Genomic DNA, 16770 nt, shown 5'->3' on the forward strand with positions numbered 1-16770 from the left:
TTATGCAGCCGAACTGCCCGGCTCTTCTTCTCCGGCATTCGGATCGCCCGGGGCCGTTGCCCAGGCGAGCTCGACCAGCGTCACCGTGCGGCGGCCAGCACCGTCGATCTGGCAGACGATCAGCCCCTGCTCCTCGATGTAATCGAGCAGGCGCCGGGCGCGACGCAGCGAATGCGAGCCATAAGCGCGGGCGATCGCCGCGTCGCTCGGACAGGGCCAGCCTTCCTTCGCCGCCCTCGCGATCATCATGAACACGCCCTGCATGTCCTCCGGCAGAAGCGATGCGCGCACGGAGACGTCGCGCCACGCGTCGTCCTCGGCGATGTCCGAGCCGACGCCGGCGCGGGCGCGCGTCAGCATGCGTCGGAATTCCGAAAGGTCGGGCACCACCGAAGCGAGTCCTTCGATCCGGCAGCGGACCACGAACTCCTGATAGAGCACGCCGATGACGCGGAATCCGGCATCGGGCTCAGCCAGGATGGCGCGCAGGATACGGTCCATCCGTCCGCGCCGCTCGGCGAGGTCCTCGGCGCTCGGCTGCGTCTCGGCCGGCTCGGGGCGGATGTCGAGCGGCGCGGCCTTGGCCGCCATCAACTGATCGAGCAGGTCGGGCGACGGCCGGCGCTGCGGCCGGATCGCCTCCGGCGGCGGTGCCGCGAGGATGATGGCGCGCGCATCTTCGAGCGTCGCTTCGGGCAGTGGCATCAGCCGCGGCGTGCCGTTGCGCGGGCTCGTTTCGGTCGATCCGATCCGCACGCTGAGCGGGCGGCGCGACAGCGCCGGACCGAGCGCCATGAAATGCCCGCGCTCGAGGTCGCGGAAGGCTTCCGCCTGCCGCCGCTCCATGCCGAGCAGGTCGGCGGCGCGCGCCATGTCGATGTCCAGAAACGTGCGGCCCATCAGGAAGTTGGAGGCCTCCGCCGCGACGTTCTTGGCGAGCTTCGCCAGCCGTTGCGTGGCGATGATGCCGGCGAGCCCGCGTTTGCGGCCGCGGCACATCAGATTGGTCATGGCGCCGAGCGAAAGCTTGCGCGCCTCATCCGAGACCTCGCCTGCAGCAGCCGGCGCGAAGAGCTGCGCCTCGTCCACCACCACCAGCATCGGATACCAATGGTCGCGCGCGACCTCGAACAGCCCGCCAAGGAAGGCTGCGGCGCGCCGCATTTGGTTCTCGGCATCGAGCCCTTCGAGGTTTAGCACCGTCGAGACGCGGTGGATGCGCGCTCGCTCGCCGGCCGCCTGCAGGCCGCGCTCGGTATGATCCTCGGCGTCGATCACCAGATGGCCGTAGCGCTCACCGAGCGAGACGAAGTCGCCTTCGGGATCGATGATGGTCTGCTGCACCCAGGGCGCGCTCTGCTCCAGCAGCCGGCGCAGCAGATGCGACTTGCCCGAGCCCGAATTGCCCTGCACCAGCAGGCGGGTCGCCAGCAGCTCCTCAAGGTCGAGGGCCGCCGGCGCGCCTGCCGACGTCTGCCCCATGTCGATCGCAACCGTCATATTCTCGACTCGGATAGTCTCCCTGCGCGGGAGGGACTTAGCAACCGGCGTGCGGTGCGTCGAGCATGGCCCAGGGCCTCGGCGCGGTGTTCCACACCTAACGGCAGGCCATCGACAGCTGAACTGGTCCGACCACCATTTCGCTGGCGCAATCCCCCGATCAGCGTATCATCCCTTGAGGGAGGGGTTCATGGCAGGAGGAGGCTTATGAACGTCGCTGCGGAAGTGCCCGTCATAGACCTGACGGTGCAAGACATTGTTTCGTCTGCTCTTTCGAAATTTCGCGCCGGCGACACTGTTTCGACCCGGGCAATGCTCGATGCCATCCGCCAATCGGACCCCGCCTGCGGAGACAGCGACGACCATCTGGTCGAACTGATCGTCATGGCCGCTGTTGGTAAGACCATGGGCGTCGTCTTCGATCACCGCTCGCCCGACGAGCGGTTGCCGCGCCTGTCCTAAACCTCGTTGCGCTGAAAAGGATTAGGCGAGGCGCTGTAAATCCTTTTTTGGGGCATGTCGGTGTCCCAGAACGCGCGCACGTCCGGGCGACATGCATTAGCTTCCCAGCGGATGCGGCATATAACCGACGAAGCCGGTGATCTTCCAGCGCCCGCCGACCTTGCGGCAGAAGTAGAGCGTCTGCCATTTCAGGCGGTCGACGCTGCCGTCGGCCTTGGCGATCGAGCCGTCGAACTTCTTGTGCAGCACAGCACGATCGCTGTCGACGTCGATGTCGCGCAGATTGGTGACGCGGAAAATCGCCTCGCGTAGCGGCTCGGCGAATTCCGTCGCGGCTGTTTCCTTGGCCTGCCGCAGCCATTCGTCGCGATAGATTTCCAGCTTGGGAAACTGCAGCCGCCAGGCGTCGGCATTGGGCAGGAAATGCGCATGCATGCCGAAGAAGCTCTCGGCGATGAAGTCGTCCTCGACCAACGACCAATCCTGGCCGAGGAAGGCGTCGATGTCGCGCCGCACCAGCATTTCCCACAGCGCATGGCGATCGGCATCGCCTTCCGGAAACGGATTCTTGTCAAAGGTCATGTTGGTTCTTCCCCTTGCGTTCGATCAGCAACCCACCGGTCGCATCGCCGGTTCGGGGTGCAGGATGCTCACGATTTGTAGTAAAGCAACATGAATCTCGGAAAAATGTTGCTTTCCGACATTGCCTCTTGGAGGATCACCTCTACAAGCGTAGACGGCTGCAAGAACGGTCCTTGCGCTCGACAACAGGAGATTCATTTGCCCAAGCAGTGCTTCGGAAAGTCGCATGTCCCGCTCTCGCCTGCCGTCCGCGCCGGCGATTTCGTCTATGTCTCCGGCCAGGTGCCGGTGGGCAGCGACGGCCTGGTAGTCAAGGGCGGCATAACTGACCAAGCCGAGCAGGTGCTGCAAAACGTCAAGGCTGCGCTGGCGCTGGCCGGATGCACCATGGACGACGTGGTGAAGACCACTGTCTGGCTCGAGGACGCCCGCGATTTCGGCGCCTTCAATACGGTTTATGCCAGGCACTTCCCGAACGACCCACCGGCGCGCACCACCGTCGAGTCGCGCCTGATGATCGACATCAAGATCGAGATCGAGGCCGTCGCCTACCGGCCGGTCTGATCGCGGCCAGACAGCAACGGAGGCGCGGAATGCAGTTCGATCTGTTGATCAAGGGCGGCCGTGTGATCGACCCGGCTTCCGGGTTGGATGCGCCGCGCGACATCGCTGTCGCCGATGGCCGAATCGCCGCCATCGAAGCGACCATCGATAGCGAGACCGCCGATGAGGTGGTCGACGCCGGGGGCTGCATCGTCACCCCCGGCCTTGTCGATCTGCACAGCCACGTCTACTGGGGCGGCACCTCGCTCGGCGTCGACGCTGACCGTCTCGCCGCCAAGAGCGGCACCACCACCTTCATCGATGCCGGCAGCGCCGGCGCCGGCAATTTCCTGGGGTTTCGCCGCCATGTCATCGAGCGTTCGAAGATCCGCATCCTTGCCTACGTCAACATCTCGTTTGCCGGCATATTCGGCTTCGCCGAGACCGTATCCGTCGGCGAATGCAGCGATCTCAGGCTCTGCGAGCCGCGCGAGACGGTGGCCGCGGTGCGCGAGCACGCCGCCGTCGTCGTCGGCGTAAAAGTCCGTTCCGGGAAGCACGCCGGCGGCACCAGCGGCATCGCGCCGGTCGACCTCGCGCTCGAAGCCGCAGACCGAGCCGGCCTGCCGCTGATGGCGCACATCGACGAGCCGCCGCCCGGCCGCTCGGAAGTGCTGCCCAGGCTCCGCCGCGGCGACATCCTCACTCACTGCTTCCGGCCGTTCCCCAACGCGCCGGTCTTCGCTTCGGGCGCGGTGCGGCCGGATATGCGGCAGGCGCGCGAGCGCGGCGTCATCTTCGACATCGGCCACGGCATGGGCTCCTTCGACTTCGAGGTGGCGAAGGCGATGCTGGCGGAGGGGCTGGCGCCGGACGTCATCTCGAGCGATGTGCATCTCTACTGCGTCGACGGCCCTGCCTTCGATATTCTCGTCTGCATGTCGAAGCTCATGGCGCTCGGCATGCCGCTGGTCGAGGTCGTGCGCGCGGCAACGCAGCGCCCGGCCGATGCGATCGCCAGGCCCGAGCTCGGGGCGCTTAAAGTCGGCGGCATCGGCGATGTCGCGGTGCTGAGGCTGCAGCCCGGCCGCTTTACCTTTGTCGACGCGGTCGGTGCGTCACTCATCGCGGACCAGCGGCTGGTCTCGAATGGCATCGTGATAGGCGGCAAATGGTGGCGGAACGAGGCGCCCGACCACAATGAGACCGAGCGCTTCGAGGCCCATGCGCACCACACGCATGTCGAGGTTGCGGCCAGGCACTTCGGGCGCTGATTGGCTCACCGTCGCGAATTGCTCGGCTCGCCATAGACCGGCGTCGCAATCCCCTCCATCCGCGCCTTGAGCTGCAGCGCCACGAACTTCGAATAGAAGCGCGACAGCGCGAGATTGCCGCCGTGGAACCATAGCGCCTCCTGGGCGGTCGGCTTCCACATGTTGCGCAACTCGCCCTGCCACGGGCCGGGATCGCCCTTGACGCCGGAGCCGAGGCCCCAGCACGGCCCGACCTTGTCGGCGACCTCCCGGGAAACGATCCCTGCCACGGTCTCGTTCATCGACTGGTAGCCGGTGCAGGAGACGATCGCGTCGACCGCCAGCTCGCTGCCGTCCTCAAACAGGATGCCGGTCGGCGTCAGCGATTTGATGCCGACGCCGCTCTTCACCGCGATCTCGCCGTTCAGGATCAGCTCGCAGGCGCCGACATCGATGTAGTAGCCGGAGCCGGTGCGATAGGCTTTCATAAGCAGTCCGGTCTCGTCCTCGCCGAAGTCGATGGCAAAGCCGCTGTCGCTGAGGCGCTTGTAGAAATCCGCGTCGCGCTCGCGGATGACGTCATAGAGCGCCCGCTGGCCTTTTGGGACCAGCGCGAAGGGTGTCGAAGCCACGATCATGTCGGCCTTGTCGGTGGTGATGCCCCGCGCCAGCGCCTTTTCCGAAAAGATCTCGAAGCCGACCTCCATCAGCGTGTCCGACTTCACCACCGTCGTCGGCGAGCGCTGCACCATGGTGACCTTGGCGCCGGCTTCCCAGAGGTCGACGCTGACATCGTGGCCGGAGCTCGCCGCGCCGATCACCGCGACGTGCTTGCCGCGGAATTTCTCGCCGGTCGAGTACTGGCTGGAATGCAAAAGCTCGCCTTTGAAGCTGTCCGCGCCAGGCAGATCGATCTGCCGCGGCGGCCCGTAGGCGCCGGTGGCGAACACGATGTGCTTCGGCTTCAGCGTGATGCGCTCGCCGGCGCGATCGACCACCACCGTCCAGAGCTTTTCGGGCTCGTCATAGGCCGCACTGATGCATTTGGTGGCGACCCAGTAGTTCAGTTCCATGACGCGGGCATACATTTCGAGCCAATCGCCCATCTTGTCCTTGGGCGTGAACACCGGCCAGTTTTCCGGGAACGGAATGTAGGGCAGATGGTCGTACCAGACCGGGTCGTGCAGCACGAGCGAGCGGTAGCGGTTGCGCCAGGAATCGCCGGCGCGCGCGTTCTTCTCGACGATGAGGGTGGGAACACCGAGCTGCCGCAGACGGGCGCCGAGCATGATGCCGCCCTGGCCGCCGCCGATCACCAGGCAATAGGGCTGCTCGTGCACGCCGAGCTCACGCGCCTCGCGCGCTCTTGCTTCCGCCCAGGTCTCGCGTTCGGGATCGGCCTTGTGGCGGATGCCGAGCGGCCGGGCAGGCCCCTTCTGCTCCTCGAAACCCTTGAGCTCGCTCATCGCCGTGAACAGCGTCCGGCAGCGGCCATCCTTGAGCCGCAGGATGCCCTCGCCTCGCGCCACGGCCGTCTCGAAGCTGAACCAGGCCCCGATGACGCCGTCGGCGACGCTTGACTCCCCGGACAGGCGCCAGTGCGATGGTTGCGTCGAGGAAAGCGTCGCCTTGAGCATCTCGCGGACCGCCGGTTGGCCGTCCACGGTCTTGATGTTCCATGTGAAGGTCAGCAGATCGCGCCAGTAGCAATCGTCCACGAAAAGGTGCGTCGCCGCCTCGATGTCACCCGCCTCGAGCGCGCGGCCGAATGTGCCGAGCCAGGTTGCCGCCTGTTGCGATGGTGCGATGTCGAGCATTGATGTTCGTTCCCCTGAATACGCAGATCATAGCCGCGTTGCGGCTGTTCTCAGTCGCCGAGCGGCTCCATCTCCTTCCCCGTCCGATGGATCTGGGCGTTATATTTGATGCGGCGCACCGTCTCGCGCGCCGGGCCGTCGAGCTTGTAGGCGGACGCGACCGCGAGCAGGTCGATGGCCGCAAGGAAGGCGTAGCGCGAAGCTGTCGGCTTCAGCGTGTCGGGATATTCGGGAACCGCCATCGTCAGCTGGACATCGCAGACGCGTGTCAGCTCCGTGTCCGGCGCGGTCACGCAGATCGCGTCGGCGCGATAGTGCTTGGCAAGCTCCACCGCCTCGATCACCTCTCGGGTACGGCCGGTCGCCGATATCGCGATCACCACATCGCCCGGCTTCAGCGTCGAAGCCGTCATGCGCATCAGATACGGATCGCATTGCGCGCTGATGGTGATGCCATAGCGAAACAGGCGATACTGCGTCTCTTGCGCCAGCGCCGATGAGCTGCCGCCAAGTCCGAATACCGTCACTTGCCTGGCCTTGGCGATCAGCTCCGCCGCTTTCTGCAACTGCCCTGGATCGATCTGCCGTTCGGCCTCCTGCAGCGCGCGGCGCGCTTCGCCGAAGACGGCGTTCCAGAACGGCATGCCGCTGTCGCCGTTCGTGGGTTGCGGCTTGGTGCTAAGATAGAGCGCGCCGACGACGAGGCTCTGCGCCAGCTTCAGCTTGAAGTCGCGCACGCCGTCGCATCCGATGGCGCGGCAGAAACGGGTGACCGTCGGCTCGCTGACCTGGGCGCGCTGCGCCAGCGCGGCATTCGATGCATCGACGGCATATTTGACGTCGTCGAGCACGACGTCGGCGACGCGACGCTCCGCCGGCCGCAAGTCCGTGTAGCTGTCCTTCACCTGCGAAATGATGTCGGGGAAGCGCCTGACATGATCATGCCGGCCGTCATCCCCGTCGGAAATCCGCAGCGCCTGGCTGTCAGCTTCGGTCATTGGCCGTCCTTCTCTGCCGTTTCTGGACCACCATATTTGCGATTATCCGCCGGCTGGCCATGGGCAATCAGCCGAAGTGAGTATGTAGGAAAGTAACACACACTGCAAGCGCGTCTAAACACAGGCGAAATCAGACGCTTAGATAAGCTTTAGTTGAATCTGATGGCGCCAGATCTTTGCCACCGCTTGACAGTAAAGTAGGATAGTTACAGACTGATTTCGCGGACAGAGGGGGCTCCGGCAACCCAATCACGCAGTCTCCGAGGGGAGCATGAATACCGGCAGCGCAAGAACGCCGAAGCTCGGCGTGCAGGCAGCGAGCAAGGTTTATACCACGGCCTCCGGCGATCTTCTCGCCCTAGACCGCTGCAGCCTCGACGTGCACGCCAACGAGATCGTCTCCATCGTCGGCCCCTCCGGCTGCGGCAAGACCACGCTGTTGTGGTCGATGTCGGGTCTGCATCGTCTGACCAGCGGCGCGATACTGCTTGACGGCAAGGAGGTCACCGGCCCGCGTCCCGAGATCGGTATCGTCTTCCAGGAAGCGAACCTTCTGCCCTGGCGCAATCTCGACGCCAACATAAACTTCCCGTTCGAGATCAAAGGCGAGAAGCCCGATCGCGCCTGGATCGCGCATCTGCTTCATCGCGTCGGGCTCGACGGCTTCGGCGGCAAGTTCCCGCGCGAGCTTTCCGGCGGCATGCAGCAGCGCGCGGCGATCGTCCGCGCGCTGGCGCTGAAGCCTTCCGTGCTCTTGATGGATGAGCCCTTCGGTGCGTTGGACAGCTTCACCCGCGAGGAGATGAACCGCCTCGTCGAGGAGATCTGGCTCGATACCAAGACGACCATCGTTTTCATCACCCACAGCATCGAGGAAGCGATCTTCCTCTCCGACCGGGTCGTGGTGCTGACCGCGCGGCCGGGACGCGTCGCCAAGGTCTACGACGTGCCGTTCCCGCGCCCGCGCTCGCTGGAGATCATGGCCACCAAGGAGGTCTTCGACCTCACCAACCGCATCAAGATGGACATCGTCGGCGAGCGCCGGCCGAAGGCGCAGGAGCAGCTGCAACACAAGAGCGCTGAAATCGTGAGGATCAGACCGTGAGCGGGGGCGACGCCATTCCGGAATTCTCCAAAGCCAAGTCCGGTGACGGCCAGGATGTCAGCCTCACCAACCTCTCCGCCTTCGCCGGCGGCCCAGGCATCAAGTCCGGCGCCGAGGTGGCCGCGATTCTCGTCGTCGCGGTGGTGATCATCGGCGGCATCGAGCTGGCGCTGCGCATCTTCCACGTGCCGCAATACATCATGCCGCCGCCGAGTGCGATCGTTTACGCTTTATTCGACGAGTTCCCGCTGATCGCGCCGCATCTCGGCTACACGCTGGTCGAGCTCTTCTCCGGCTTTGCCATCGGCGCCGTCGTCGGGCTGGTGATGGCGGCGGTGATCACGCAGTTTCCCTTCGCCGAGAAGATCGTCGCGCCTTACATCTTGATCCTCGTCACCACGCCGATGCTGGCGCTGGTGCCGCTTCTCATCCTGCGCTTCGGCTTCGGCTACACGCCGCGCATTATCGCGGTAGCTTTAGCCGCCGGACCGATGGTGATGATCAATGCCGCGACCGGGTTCCGGCGCGTGGACAGCGCCAAGATCGCGCTCGCTCGCTCCTATGGCGCGAGCACCTTGCAGATCTTTTGGAAGATCCGCGCGCCGATGGCGCTGCCGATGATCCTGGTCGGGCTGATGATCGGCGCGATCTTCGGGCTCCTCACTGCGGTAGGTGCCGAGATGGTCGGCGGCGGCTTCGGCCTCGGCAACCGGCTTACCTCGTATTCGTCGATGATCCAGATGCCGCAATTCTTCGCGGTGGTGCTGATCCTGTCGACGCTCGGCATCCTGATCTACGTGCTCTTCTTCCTGATCGGCAAGAAATGGGCGAGCTGGGAGGCATGAGCGCGGACGGATGAGATCGCCCGGGAGACGGGCGAAGGCAAGGGCAAGCGATCGATAAGGGCAATCAACAAAAGGGGAATGCCATGACCAACGAAAGCTTATTCAGTACGGCGACAAGAGCGGGCATCAGCCGCCGCTACTTCCTGCAAGTGACGGCCGCCGGCGTCGTGACCGCCACCGCGCTCGGCGCATCGGGTCTGAAAGCCAGCGCGGCGGCTTATGAAAAATTCACCTGGATTTCGCCGCGCGGCACGCTCGAAGTGCTGGACGACTATCCCTACTGGTCGGCCAAGAAGGCCGGCTATTTCGGCGACCTCGCCACCGACATGCAGCCGGGTCCGTCTGACGGCACCGCGACGGTCAAGTTCGTCGATGTCGGCCAGGCCGACATGGGCTTCCCCTCGCCCGGCGTCTTCTCCTTCGCCATCCAGAACGGCATGAAGCTGAAGTCGGTGTTCCACATGGGCGCGCGCGACACCTTCAGCATCGCCTTCCGCAAGGGCCAGGGCACCAAGAACCTGAAGGACCTCGAAGGCAAGACGATCCTGCTCGGCTCCGCCGCTTGGCAGGCGATCGTCGATCCGCTGCTTGCCGCGCAGGGTGTCGACATCAAGAAGGTGAAATATGTCGAGGCCGGGTGGCCGACCTGGGGCACCGCGCTCGCCGGCGGCCAAGGCGATGCCGCACTCTCCTGGGAAGGTCTGCGCGCCGAATGGATCGCCAAGGACCTCGACTTCGAATATTGGCTCGGCGTCCAGAATTCCAAGCTTCCGGCCAACACCTTCGTCGTGCGCGCCGCCGATCTCGAGGATCCCGACAAGAAGGCCTTCCTCGAAAAATATCTGCGCGGCTGGGCGATGGGCCTCGAATTCGGCTACCAGAACCCGCGCGCGGCCGTCGAAGCCGTGTTCGAGCAATTCCCGACCTTGGCCAAGAACCTTGGCCCTGAGCTCGGCACCACCTCGATCCTGCAGCAGATCAACGTCTTCCGCGGTGACATGGACAAGCGCAGTGGCTGGGGCTCGCACGACATGGCGAGCTGGCAGGGCTTTTTCGACGAGATCCTGAAGATCGGCCAGATCACCGCGCCGGTGAAGGCCGAAGACGTCTGCACCAACGACCTGATTCCGACCGCCAACGACTTCGACAAGGCGAAGGTCAAGGCCGATGCCGACGGCGTGAAACTGTCGGAAGGCTTTGCCGCGCTCGACGTCGAGAAGATCAAGGCGCACCTGTTCGATTCCGCCGTCAAGTAAGGCGGGCGCATTGACCATCGGGCGGCGCCTGATGCCGCCCGAGCTACTGTTCAAAGAGCATTGGGGAGGCTGACATGGCCGACAAAGTAAAAATCCTGGTGGTTGGTCTGGGCAATATGGGCGCTTCGCATGCGCGCGCCTATCACCGCTCCGACGGCTTCGAGATCGTCGGCATCATGAGCCGCACCATCAAGAGCAACAAGAAGATCCCGAAGGAGCTCGCCGGCTATCCGCTCTATGAGGATTTCGACTTGGCGCTGAAGGAGACCAAGCCGGACGCGGTCTCGATCAACAGTTGGCCGAACACGCATGCCGAATACGCGCTGAAGGCGATCGCCGCCAACTGCCATGTGTTCATGGAAAAGCCCCTCGCCACCAACATCGCCGACGCCGAGAAGGTGGTGGCCGCCGCGCGGGCCAAGAACCGGAAGCTGGTTCTGGGCTACATCCTGCGCGTCCACCCGTCCTGGATCAAATTCATCGAGGTCGGCAAGACGCTCGGCAAGCCCCTGGTGATGCGCCTCAACCTCAACCAGCAGAGCAGCGGCAGCGCCTGGCACTGGCACAAGAACCTGATCGACTCGCTGATCCCGATCGTCGACTGTGGCGTGCACTATGTCGACGTCATGTGCCAGCTGACCGGCGCCAAGCCGGTGCGCGTGCACGGCATCGGCGCCAAACTCTGGGCCGAGGCCGACAAGCAGAACTATGGCCATCTGCACGTCACTTTCGATGATGGCTCGGTCGGCTGGTATGAAGCCGGCTGGGGCCCGATGATGAGCGAGACCGCCTATTTCGTGAAGGATGTGGTCGGCCCGAAAGGCGCCGTTTCGATCGTCGCCGGCCAGTCCGCAAGCAGCGCCAAGGAAGCCGAGGAGGTATCGGATTCCGCCGACATCGACCGCCACACCAAGACCGACGCGCTGAAGATCCACTACGCGCAGGTCGATGGCGACAAGAACTTCTCGAAGCCCGACGAGATCGTCAGCATGGAGGACGAGCCCGGCCATCAGGAGCTTTGCGACCGCGAGCAGGCCTTCTTCCTGCGCGCCATCCGTGAGGACCTCGATCTGACCGAGCAAATGGCTGCCGCCGTCAACAGCCTGCGCATCGTTTTAGCCGCCGAGCAGAGCATCGCGGAGAAGCGGACCGTCGAGCTGACCTGAAGCTTCCGGTCAGCCTGCCTCGCAACCCCACATCTAGCCGCTTCGCGGCTGGGCAGTCCGCCGGCGGCGTGCCGATCGGCATGCAGCCAGTCGGGCCGCTATGTAGCGCTCTCCACGCAGTTGGAAGAGGAGATGCCGTGCAGGGACCGGCGGCCGGCCAACCAGCTTCCGGATCTTTGGAACAGCACGTTGCCGCCGCCTTCATCCCGTGGCGTCAATTTCCTATAAGATTCCTATTTCTTTGCTCCCCGCCTCGTCTCGAACCTTTATGGCGGTCGGGTCCATATTCCCCTCGAAAAACACTTTCATCGCCATCGCCGCCAAGGTGACGGGCGGTCCTGTGCAATTTTGAACTCGACCGTGTCGGGGTGCAAAAACAAGCCGAAACAAGGAATGCCTGCAATGGACCTCGTTGTTCTCGGGATGGGGATTTTGTTCTTCGTCCTGTCATTAGCGTACGTCAAAGCCTGCGACAGAATCTGATCGAAGGGTCTTACAATGCTTTTCGACTACGTCCTCGGCGGCGCGGTGACCTTGTTCCTGCTTGCCTACCTCATCTACGCCCTCATCCGCCCAGAGCGCTTCTGATCGGCATACGGAAAGTCAGTTCATGACACTCAACGGCTGGATACAGATCCTCGTCTATTGCGGGATCCTGCTTTTGCTCGTGAAGCCGCTCGGCGGCTACATGCACCGCGTCTTCAAAGGCGATCGTACGTTGCTGTCGCCCGTGCTTGTCCCGATCGAGCGCGGCCTCTATCGCCTCGCCGGGACAAGCGACAAGGAAGAACAGCACTGGGCCGCCTACGCCACCGGCATGCTGTTTTTCAACCTCGTCGGTTTCCTCGTGCTTTATGCCCTGCAGCGGCTGCAGGGCGCGCTGCCCTACAATCCCGTCGGGATGGCGGCGGTCGAGCCGGGGCTCGCCTTCAACACCGCGGCGAGTTTCGTCACCAATACTGACTGGCAGAACTACGGCGGCGAAAGCACGATGTCCTACCTCGTGCAGATGGCTGGCCTCACCGTCCAGAACTTTGTTTCGGCCGTCACCGGCATTGCCATTGCGATCGCGCTGATCCGCGGCTTTGCCCGTGCCTCAGGCAAATCGATCGGCAGTTTCTGGGTCGACCTGACCCGCTGCACGCTTTACGTGCTCCTGCCGGCCTGCATCGTGCTGACGCTCGTCTATGTGTGGCTCGGCATCCCGCAGACGCTTGGACCCTATGTCGACGCCACCACGCTGGAAGGCGCCAAGCAGACGATCGCGCTCGGCCCAGTCGCCTCTCAGGTCGCCATCAAGATGCTTGGCACCAATGGCGGCGGCTTCTTCAACGCCAATGCCGCGCATCCTTTTGAGAATCCGGACGCCATCTCGAACCTGATCCAGATGCTGTCGATCTTCGCGCTCGGCGCCGGTCTCACCAACGTCTTCGGGCGGATGGTCGGCAGTGAGCGCCAGGGCTGGGCGATCCTTGCCTCGATGGCCGTGCTGTTCCTCGTCGGCGTCGTCATCTGCTACTGGGCCGAGGCTGCCGGCAATCCGCTGGTGCATGCGCTCGGCATCGACGGCGGCAATATGGAAGGCAAGGAGACGCGCTTCGGGATAGCGTTGTCGGCGCTGTTCGCGGTCATCACCACGGCCGCCTCGTGCGGCGCCGTGAATGCCATGCATGATTCTTTCACCGCGCTTGGCGGCATGATCCCGCTGATCAACATGCAGCTTGGCGAGGTCATCGTCGGCGGCGTCGGCGCCGGCTTCTACGGCATCCTGATGTTTGTCGTCATCGCCGTCTTCGTCGCCGGCCTGATGGTCGGCCGCACACCGGAATATCTCAGCAAGAAGATCGAGGCCAAGGAGGTCAAGATGGCGATGCTTGCCATCCTCTGCCTGCCGCTGGCGATGCTGATCTTCACGGCTATCGCCGTGGTCCTGCCGAGCGCGGTGGCCTCGATGGCCAATGGCGGCCCGCACGGCTTCACCGAGGTGCTCTATGCCTATACGTCGGCGGCCGCGAACAACGGCTCAGCCTTTGGCGGACTGACCGGCAACACGCCCTGGTACAACATCACCATCGCGATCGGCATGCTGATGGGCCGCTTCCTGGTCATCATCCCGGCTTTGGCCATCGCCGGCTCGCTGGCCGCAAAGAAGACCGTGCCTGCTTCCGCCGGCACCTTCCCGACCGACGGCATGCTGTTCGTCGGCCTCCTGGTCGGCGTGATCGTCCTCGTCGGCGGCCTCACCTTCTTCCCGTCGCTCGCCGTCGGTCCGATCGTCGAGCATCTGGCGATGATCCGCGGACAGACTTTCTGAGATGACCATGCCTTGGTTCAACAACATACCTCGGCACGATCGTCACCAATCCGGTGACGGAACGCCCGATGACGGAGGGGACGAGAAACCTCGTCCTTTCCCGACGCTCTCCACCTTCCTCGGCATGGCGGCCGTGCTGTTCGTGCTGTGGCTGCTGGCCTCGGGCCTTCCGCATCTGTTGCCGAAGACCGAACACCCGGCGCCATCCAACATCACCGATACTGGAGCCTTAAAATGAGCCAGTCCAAATCCGCGAGCATTCTGGATGCCAGCATCCTGATGCCCGCCATTGGCGGCGCTTTCCGCAAGCTCGATCCGCGCACGCTGATCAAGAACCCGGTGATGTTCGTCGTTGCCATGGTCTCAGCACTCACCACCGTGCTGTTCGTCAAGGATGTCATCACCGGCGGCGGCGATCTCGGCTTCACCTTGCAGATTATCATCTGGCTGTGGTTCACCGTGCTGTTCGCCAACTTTGCCGAGGCCGTGGCCGAGGGTCGCGGCAAGGCGCAGGCCGACTCGCTGCGCAAGGCGCGCACCGAGACCCAGGCCAAGCTGCTCGTCAACGGCGAGGATCGCGGCAAGTTCAAGTTGGTGCCTGGCACCAGCCTGAAGGTCGGCGACATCGTGCTGGTCGAAGCCGGCGACATCATCCCTTCCGACGGCGAGGTGATCGAAGGCGTGGCTTCCGTCAACGAGGCGGCAATCACCGGCGAATCCGCGCCTGTCATCCGCGAATCCGGCGGCGACCGCTCGGCCGTCACCGGCGGCACGCAGGTGCTGTCCGATTGGATCCGCGTGCGCATTTCCGCCGCCTCCGGCCAGACCTTCCTCGACCGCATGATCTCGCTGGTCGAAGGTGCGGAGCGCCAGAAGACCCCGAACGAGATCGCGCTTAACATCTTGCTTGTAGGCATGACGCTGATCTTTGTCCTGGCCACCGCGACCATCCCGAGCTTCGCCTCTTATTCCGGCGGCTATATCCCGGTAACGATCCTCGTCGCTTTGTTCGTGACACTGATCCCGACCACGATCGGCGCGCTGCTTTCGGCCATCGGCATTGCCGGCATGGATCGCCTGGTGCGTTTCAACGTGCTTGCCATGTCCGGCCGCGCCGTCGAGGCTGCCGGCGACGTGGACACCTTGCTCCTCGACAAGACCGGCACCATTACGCTCGGCAATCGCCAGGCGACCGAGTTCCATCCGGTGAAGGGGGTGACCGAACAGGAGCTGGCCGATGCTGCTCAATTGGCCTCGCTGGCTGACGAGACGCCGGAAGGCCGCTCGATCGTGGTGCTGGCGAAGGAAAAATACGGCATCCGCGCCCGCGATATGGCGACCTTGCATGCCACTTTCGTGCCCTTCACCGCGCAGACCCGGATGAGCGGCGTCGACATCGACGGCTCGTCGGTGCGCAAAGGCGCGGTCGATGCCGTGCTAGCCCATGTCAATCAAGCAACGGTGGCAAGCCATGGCACGCGTCCGACAAGCGACACCATGCGCGACCTGCAGGCCAGGGCCGACGAGATCGCCAAGGCCGGCGGCACGCCGCTGGCGGTCGAGCGCGACGGGCGCCTGCTCGGCGTCGTCCACCTCAAGGACATCGTCAAGGGCGGCATTCGCGAGCGTTTCGCCGAGCTTCGCAAAATGGGCATCCGCACGGTGATGATCACCGGCGACAATCCGCTGACCGCAGCGGCCATCGCAGCCGAAGCCGGCGTCGACGACTTCCTCGCCCAGGCGACGCCTGAAAACAAGCTGTCGCTGATCCGCGAGGAACAGGCCAAGGGCAAGCTTGTCGCGATGTGCGGCGACGGCACCAACGATGCGCCGGCGCTCGCCCAGGCCGATGTCGGCGTCGCCATGAACACCGGCACGGTCGCCGCGCGCGAGGCCGGCAACATGGTCGACCTCGACAGCGATCCGACCAAGCTGATCGAGATCGTCGAGATCGGCAAGGCGCTGCTGATGACGCGCGGTTCGCTGACCACCTTCTCGATCGCCAACGACGTCGCCAAGTATTTCGCCATCATCCCGGCCATGTTCGCCGTGTTCTACGTCGCGCCCGGCCAGTCGGCAGGCCCGCTGCAGGCGCTCAACATTATGCATCTGGCGACGCCGCAGAGCGCCATTCTGTCGGCGATCATCTTCAACGCGCTGATCATCGTCGCGCTGATCCCGCTGTCGCTGAAGGGGGTGAAATACCGCGCCATCGGCGCCGGCGCGCTGCTCACCCGCAATCTTCTCCTCTACGGCCTTGGCGGCATCATCGTGCCGTTCGCCGGCATCAAGGCGATCGACCTGATCGTCACGGCTCTTGGCCTGGCATAGGGACCCATTCCGATGTTCAAGCAACTCAGACCCGCGATCGTCATGATCGTGTTCTTCACGGTGCTGACCGGCCTTATCTATCCGATCGGCATGACCGGCATCGCGCAGACGCTGTTTCCCAGGCAGGCCAATGGCAGCCTGATCGAAAAGGATGGTAAGGTTATCGGCTCCGAACTGATCGGCCAGGCCTTCGCCAGCGACCGCTATTTCCACGGGCGGCCCTCGGCAGCCGGCGACGGCTACAACGCCGCCTCCTCCGGCGGCTCGAATCTCGGGCCGACCAATGCGAAGCTGATCGAACGTATCAAGGCCGACGCCGACAGGCTGAAGGCTGAGAACCCGAACGCACCGGTTCCGATGGATCTCGTCACCACGTCTGGCAGCGGCCTCGATCCCGACATCAGCCCGGAGGCGGCCTATTTCCAGGTGCCGCGGATTGCCAAGGCCAGGGGCATCGATGAAGCCAAGGTGAAATCGCTTGTCGACGGCCATGTCGAGGATCGCGAGCTGGGCTTCATGGGTGAGCCGGTGGTCAATGTGCTGGCCCTCAACATGGGGCTCGACGATCTCAAATAATCAGCACTCGCAGCGGGGATCG

At 64.1% G+C, this 16770-nt stretch carries 16 protein-coding genes; 12 read left to right on the forward strand and 4 right to left on the reverse strand.

Going from position 1 to position 16770, the window contains the following annotated elements:
- A complete protein-coding gene (locus A9K66_RS00565) occupies positions 1 to 1500 on the reverse strand; it encodes an ATP-binding protein (protein WP_067318806.1) in 1500 nt (499 codons plus the stop codon).
- A 207-nt stretch (positions 1501 to 1707) separates the two neighbouring features.
- Between A9K66_RS00565 and A9K66_RS00570 the strand changes: the two genes are divergently transcribed.
- Positions 1708 to 1962, forward strand: coding sequence for a hypothetical protein (locus A9K66_RS00570; RefSeq protein WP_067318808.1), 255 nt, complete (start codon positions 1708 to 1710; stop codon positions 1960 to 1962).
- Between the two features lie 96 nt (positions 1963 to 2058).
- Here the strand turns inward: A9K66_RS00570 and A9K66_RS00575 are convergent, their stop codons facing one another.
- Positions 2059 to 2544 (reverse strand): hypothetical protein, encoded by a 486-nt coding sequence (locus tag A9K66_RS00575; RefSeq protein WP_067318810.1) that lies wholly within the window; start codon positions 2542 to 2544, stop codon positions 2059 to 2061.
- A gap of 198 nt (positions 2545 to 2742) precedes the next feature.
- On the opposite strand from A9K66_RS00575, the gene A9K66_RS00580 reads away from it, so the two are divergent.
- Complete coding sequence (locus tag A9K66_RS00580) at positions 2743 to 3108, forward strand: RidA family protein (RefSeq protein ID WP_067318812.1); 366 nt, start codon at positions 2743 to 2745, stop codon at positions 3106 to 3108.
- 29 nt (positions 3109 to 3137) lie between these two features.
- Entirely contained in the window at positions 3138 to 4361 is a 1224-nt protein-coding gene (locus tag A9K66_RS00585; protein ID WP_067318814.1) for an amidohydrolase/deacetylase family metallohydrolase, read from the forward strand.
- Between the two features lie 5 nt (positions 4362 to 4366).
- Here A9K66_RS00585 and A9K66_RS00590 read toward each other — a convergent pair whose 3' ends face one another.
- Both A9K66_RS00590 and A9K66_RS00595 read right to left on the reverse strand, forming a co-directional pair.
- A complete protein-coding gene (locus A9K66_RS00590; RefSeq protein WP_067318816.1) occupies positions 4367 to 6157 on the reverse strand; it encodes an NAD(P)/FAD-dependent oxidoreductase in 1791 nt (596 codons plus the stop codon).
- Positions 6158 to 6207: 50 nt separating this feature from the next.
- Entirely contained in the window at positions 6208 to 7155 is a 948-nt protein-coding gene (locus A9K66_RS00595; protein WP_067318818.1) for a MurR/RpiR family transcriptional regulator, read from the reverse strand.
- A 271-nt stretch (positions 7156 to 7426) separates the two neighbouring features.
- Here A9K66_RS00595 and A9K66_RS00600 point away from each other — a divergent pair, with 271 nt between their 5' ends.
- The 9 genes from A9K66_RS00600 (at position 7427) to kdpC (ending at position 16748) form a co-directional block, all read left to right on the forward strand.
- Positions 7427 to 8260, forward strand: a complete 834-nt coding sequence (locus tag A9K66_RS00600; RefSeq protein WP_067318820.1) for an ABC transporter ATP-binding protein — start codon at positions 7427 to 7429, stop codon at positions 8258 to 8260.
- Positions 8257 to 9105: an ABC transporter permease gene (locus A9K66_RS00605; RefSeq protein ID WP_067318822.1), complete on the forward strand. Its 849-nt coding sequence runs from the start codon at positions 8257 to 8259 to the stop codon at positions 9103 to 9105. Before A9K66_RS00600 ends, A9K66_RS00605 begins: the two co-directional genes overlap by 4 nt.
- 83 nt (positions 9106 to 9188) lie before the next feature.
- Positions 9189 to 10361 (forward strand): ABC transporter substrate-binding protein, encoded by a 1173-nt coding sequence (locus A9K66_RS00610; protein ID WP_067318823.1) that lies wholly within the window; start codon positions 9189 to 9191, stop codon positions 10359 to 10361.
- A gap of 74 nt (positions 10362 to 10435) precedes the next feature.
- Positions 10436 to 11527 (forward strand): Gfo/Idh/MocA family oxidoreductase, encoded by a 1092-nt coding sequence (locus tag A9K66_RS00615; RefSeq protein WP_067318824.1) that lies wholly within the window; start codon positions 10436 to 10438, stop codon positions 11525 to 11527.
- A 498-nt stretch (positions 11528 to 12025) separates the two neighbouring features.
- Positions 12026 to 12115 carry a K(+)-transporting ATPase subunit F gene (gene kdpF / locus A9K66_RS00620; RefSeq protein ID WP_067318826.1) on the forward strand — a complete coding sequence of 30 codons (90 nt, stop codon included), beginning with the start codon at positions 12026 to 12028 and terminating at the stop codon, positions 12113 to 12115.
- Between the two features lie 22 nt (positions 12116 to 12137).
- Positions 12138 to 13841, forward strand: a complete 1704-nt coding sequence (kdpA, locus tag A9K66_RS00625; protein WP_067318827.1) for a potassium-transporting ATPase subunit KdpA — start codon at positions 12138 to 12140, stop codon at positions 13839 to 13841.
- A gap of 1 nt (position 13842) precedes the next feature.
- Positions 13843 to 14079, forward strand: a complete 237-nt coding sequence (locus A9K66_RS00630) for a hypothetical protein (RefSeq protein ID WP_245307341.1) — start codon at positions 13843 to 13845, stop codon at positions 14077 to 14079.
- Positions 14076 to 16172 carry a potassium-transporting ATPase subunit KdpB gene (gene kdpB / locus A9K66_RS00635; protein WP_067318828.1) on the forward strand — a complete coding sequence of 699 codons (2097 nt, stop codon included), beginning with the start codon at positions 14076 to 14078 and terminating at the stop codon, positions 16170 to 16172. Before A9K66_RS00630 ends, kdpB begins: the two co-directional genes overlap by 4 nt.
- A 12-nt stretch (positions 16173 to 16184) precedes the next feature.
- A complete protein-coding gene (gene kdpC / locus A9K66_RS00640; protein WP_067318830.1) occupies positions 16185 to 16748 on the forward strand; it encodes a potassium-transporting ATPase subunit KdpC in 564 nt (187 codons plus the stop codon).
- Positions 16749 to 16770: the final 22 nt, after the last annotated feature.

This window comes from Mesorhizobium sp. AA23 (assembly GCF_001672435.1).
In the GTDB taxonomy this organism is placed as follows: domain Bacteria; phylum Pseudomonadota; class Alphaproteobacteria; order Rhizobiales; family Rhizobiaceae; genus Mesorhizobium.

Excerpts from the sequence above, each read along its gene's own strand:
- A9K66_RS00570 (WP_067318808.1), top strand. The coding sequence starts at position 1,708 with ATGAACGTCGCTGCGGAAGTGCCCGTCATAGACCTGACGGTGCAAGAC.
- A9K66_RS00610 (WP_067318823.1), top strand. The coding sequence starts at position 9,189 with ATGACCAACGAAAGCTTATTCAGTACGGCGACAAGAGCGGGCATCAGC.
- kdpC (WP_067318830.1), top strand. The coding sequence starts at position 16,185 with ATGTTCAAGCAACTCAGACCCGCGATCGTCATGATCGTGTTCTTCACG.
- A9K66_RS00590 (WP_067318816.1), bottom strand. The coding sequence starts at position 6,157 with ATGCTCGACATCGCACCATCGCAACAGGCGGCAACCTGGCTCGGCACA.
- A9K66_RS00595 (WP_067318818.1), bottom strand. The coding sequence starts at position 7,155 with ATGACCGAAGCTGACAGCCAGGCGCTGCGGATTTCCGACGGGGATGAC.
- kdpB (WP_067318828.1), top strand. The coding sequence starts at position 14,076 with ATGAGCCAGTCCAAATCCGCGAGCATTCTGGATGCCAGCATCCTGATG.
- A9K66_RS00585 (WP_067318814.1), top strand. The coding sequence starts at position 3,138 with ATGCAGTTCGATCTGTTGATCAAGGGCGGCCGTGTGATCGACCCGGCT.
- A9K66_RS00630 (WP_245307341.1), top strand. The coding sequence starts at position 13,843 with ATGACCATGCCTTGGTTCAACAACATACCTCGGCACGATCGTCACCAA.
- kdpF (WP_067318826.1), top strand. The coding sequence starts at position 12,026 with ATGCTTTTCGACTACGTCCTCGGCGGCGCGGTGACCTTGTTCCTGCTT.
- A9K66_RS00615 (WP_067318824.1), top strand. The coding sequence starts at position 10,436 with ATGGCCGACAAAGTAAAAATCCTGGTGGTTGGTCTGGGCAATATGGGC.
- A9K66_RS00575 (WP_067318810.1), bottom strand. The coding sequence starts at position 2,544 with ATGACCTTTGACAAGAATCCGTTTCCGGAAGGCGATGCCGATCGCCAT.
- A9K66_RS00600 (WP_067318820.1), top strand. The coding sequence starts at position 7,427 with ATGAATACCGGCAGCGCAAGAACGCCGAAGCTCGGCGTGCAGGCAGCG.
- kdpA (WP_067318827.1), top strand. The coding sequence starts at position 12,138 with ATGACACTCAACGGCTGGATACAGATCCTCGTCTATTGCGGGATCCTG.
- A9K66_RS00565 (WP_067318806.1), bottom strand. The coding sequence starts at position 1,500 with ATGACGGTTGCGATCGACATGGGGCAGACGTCGGCAGGCGCGCCGGCG.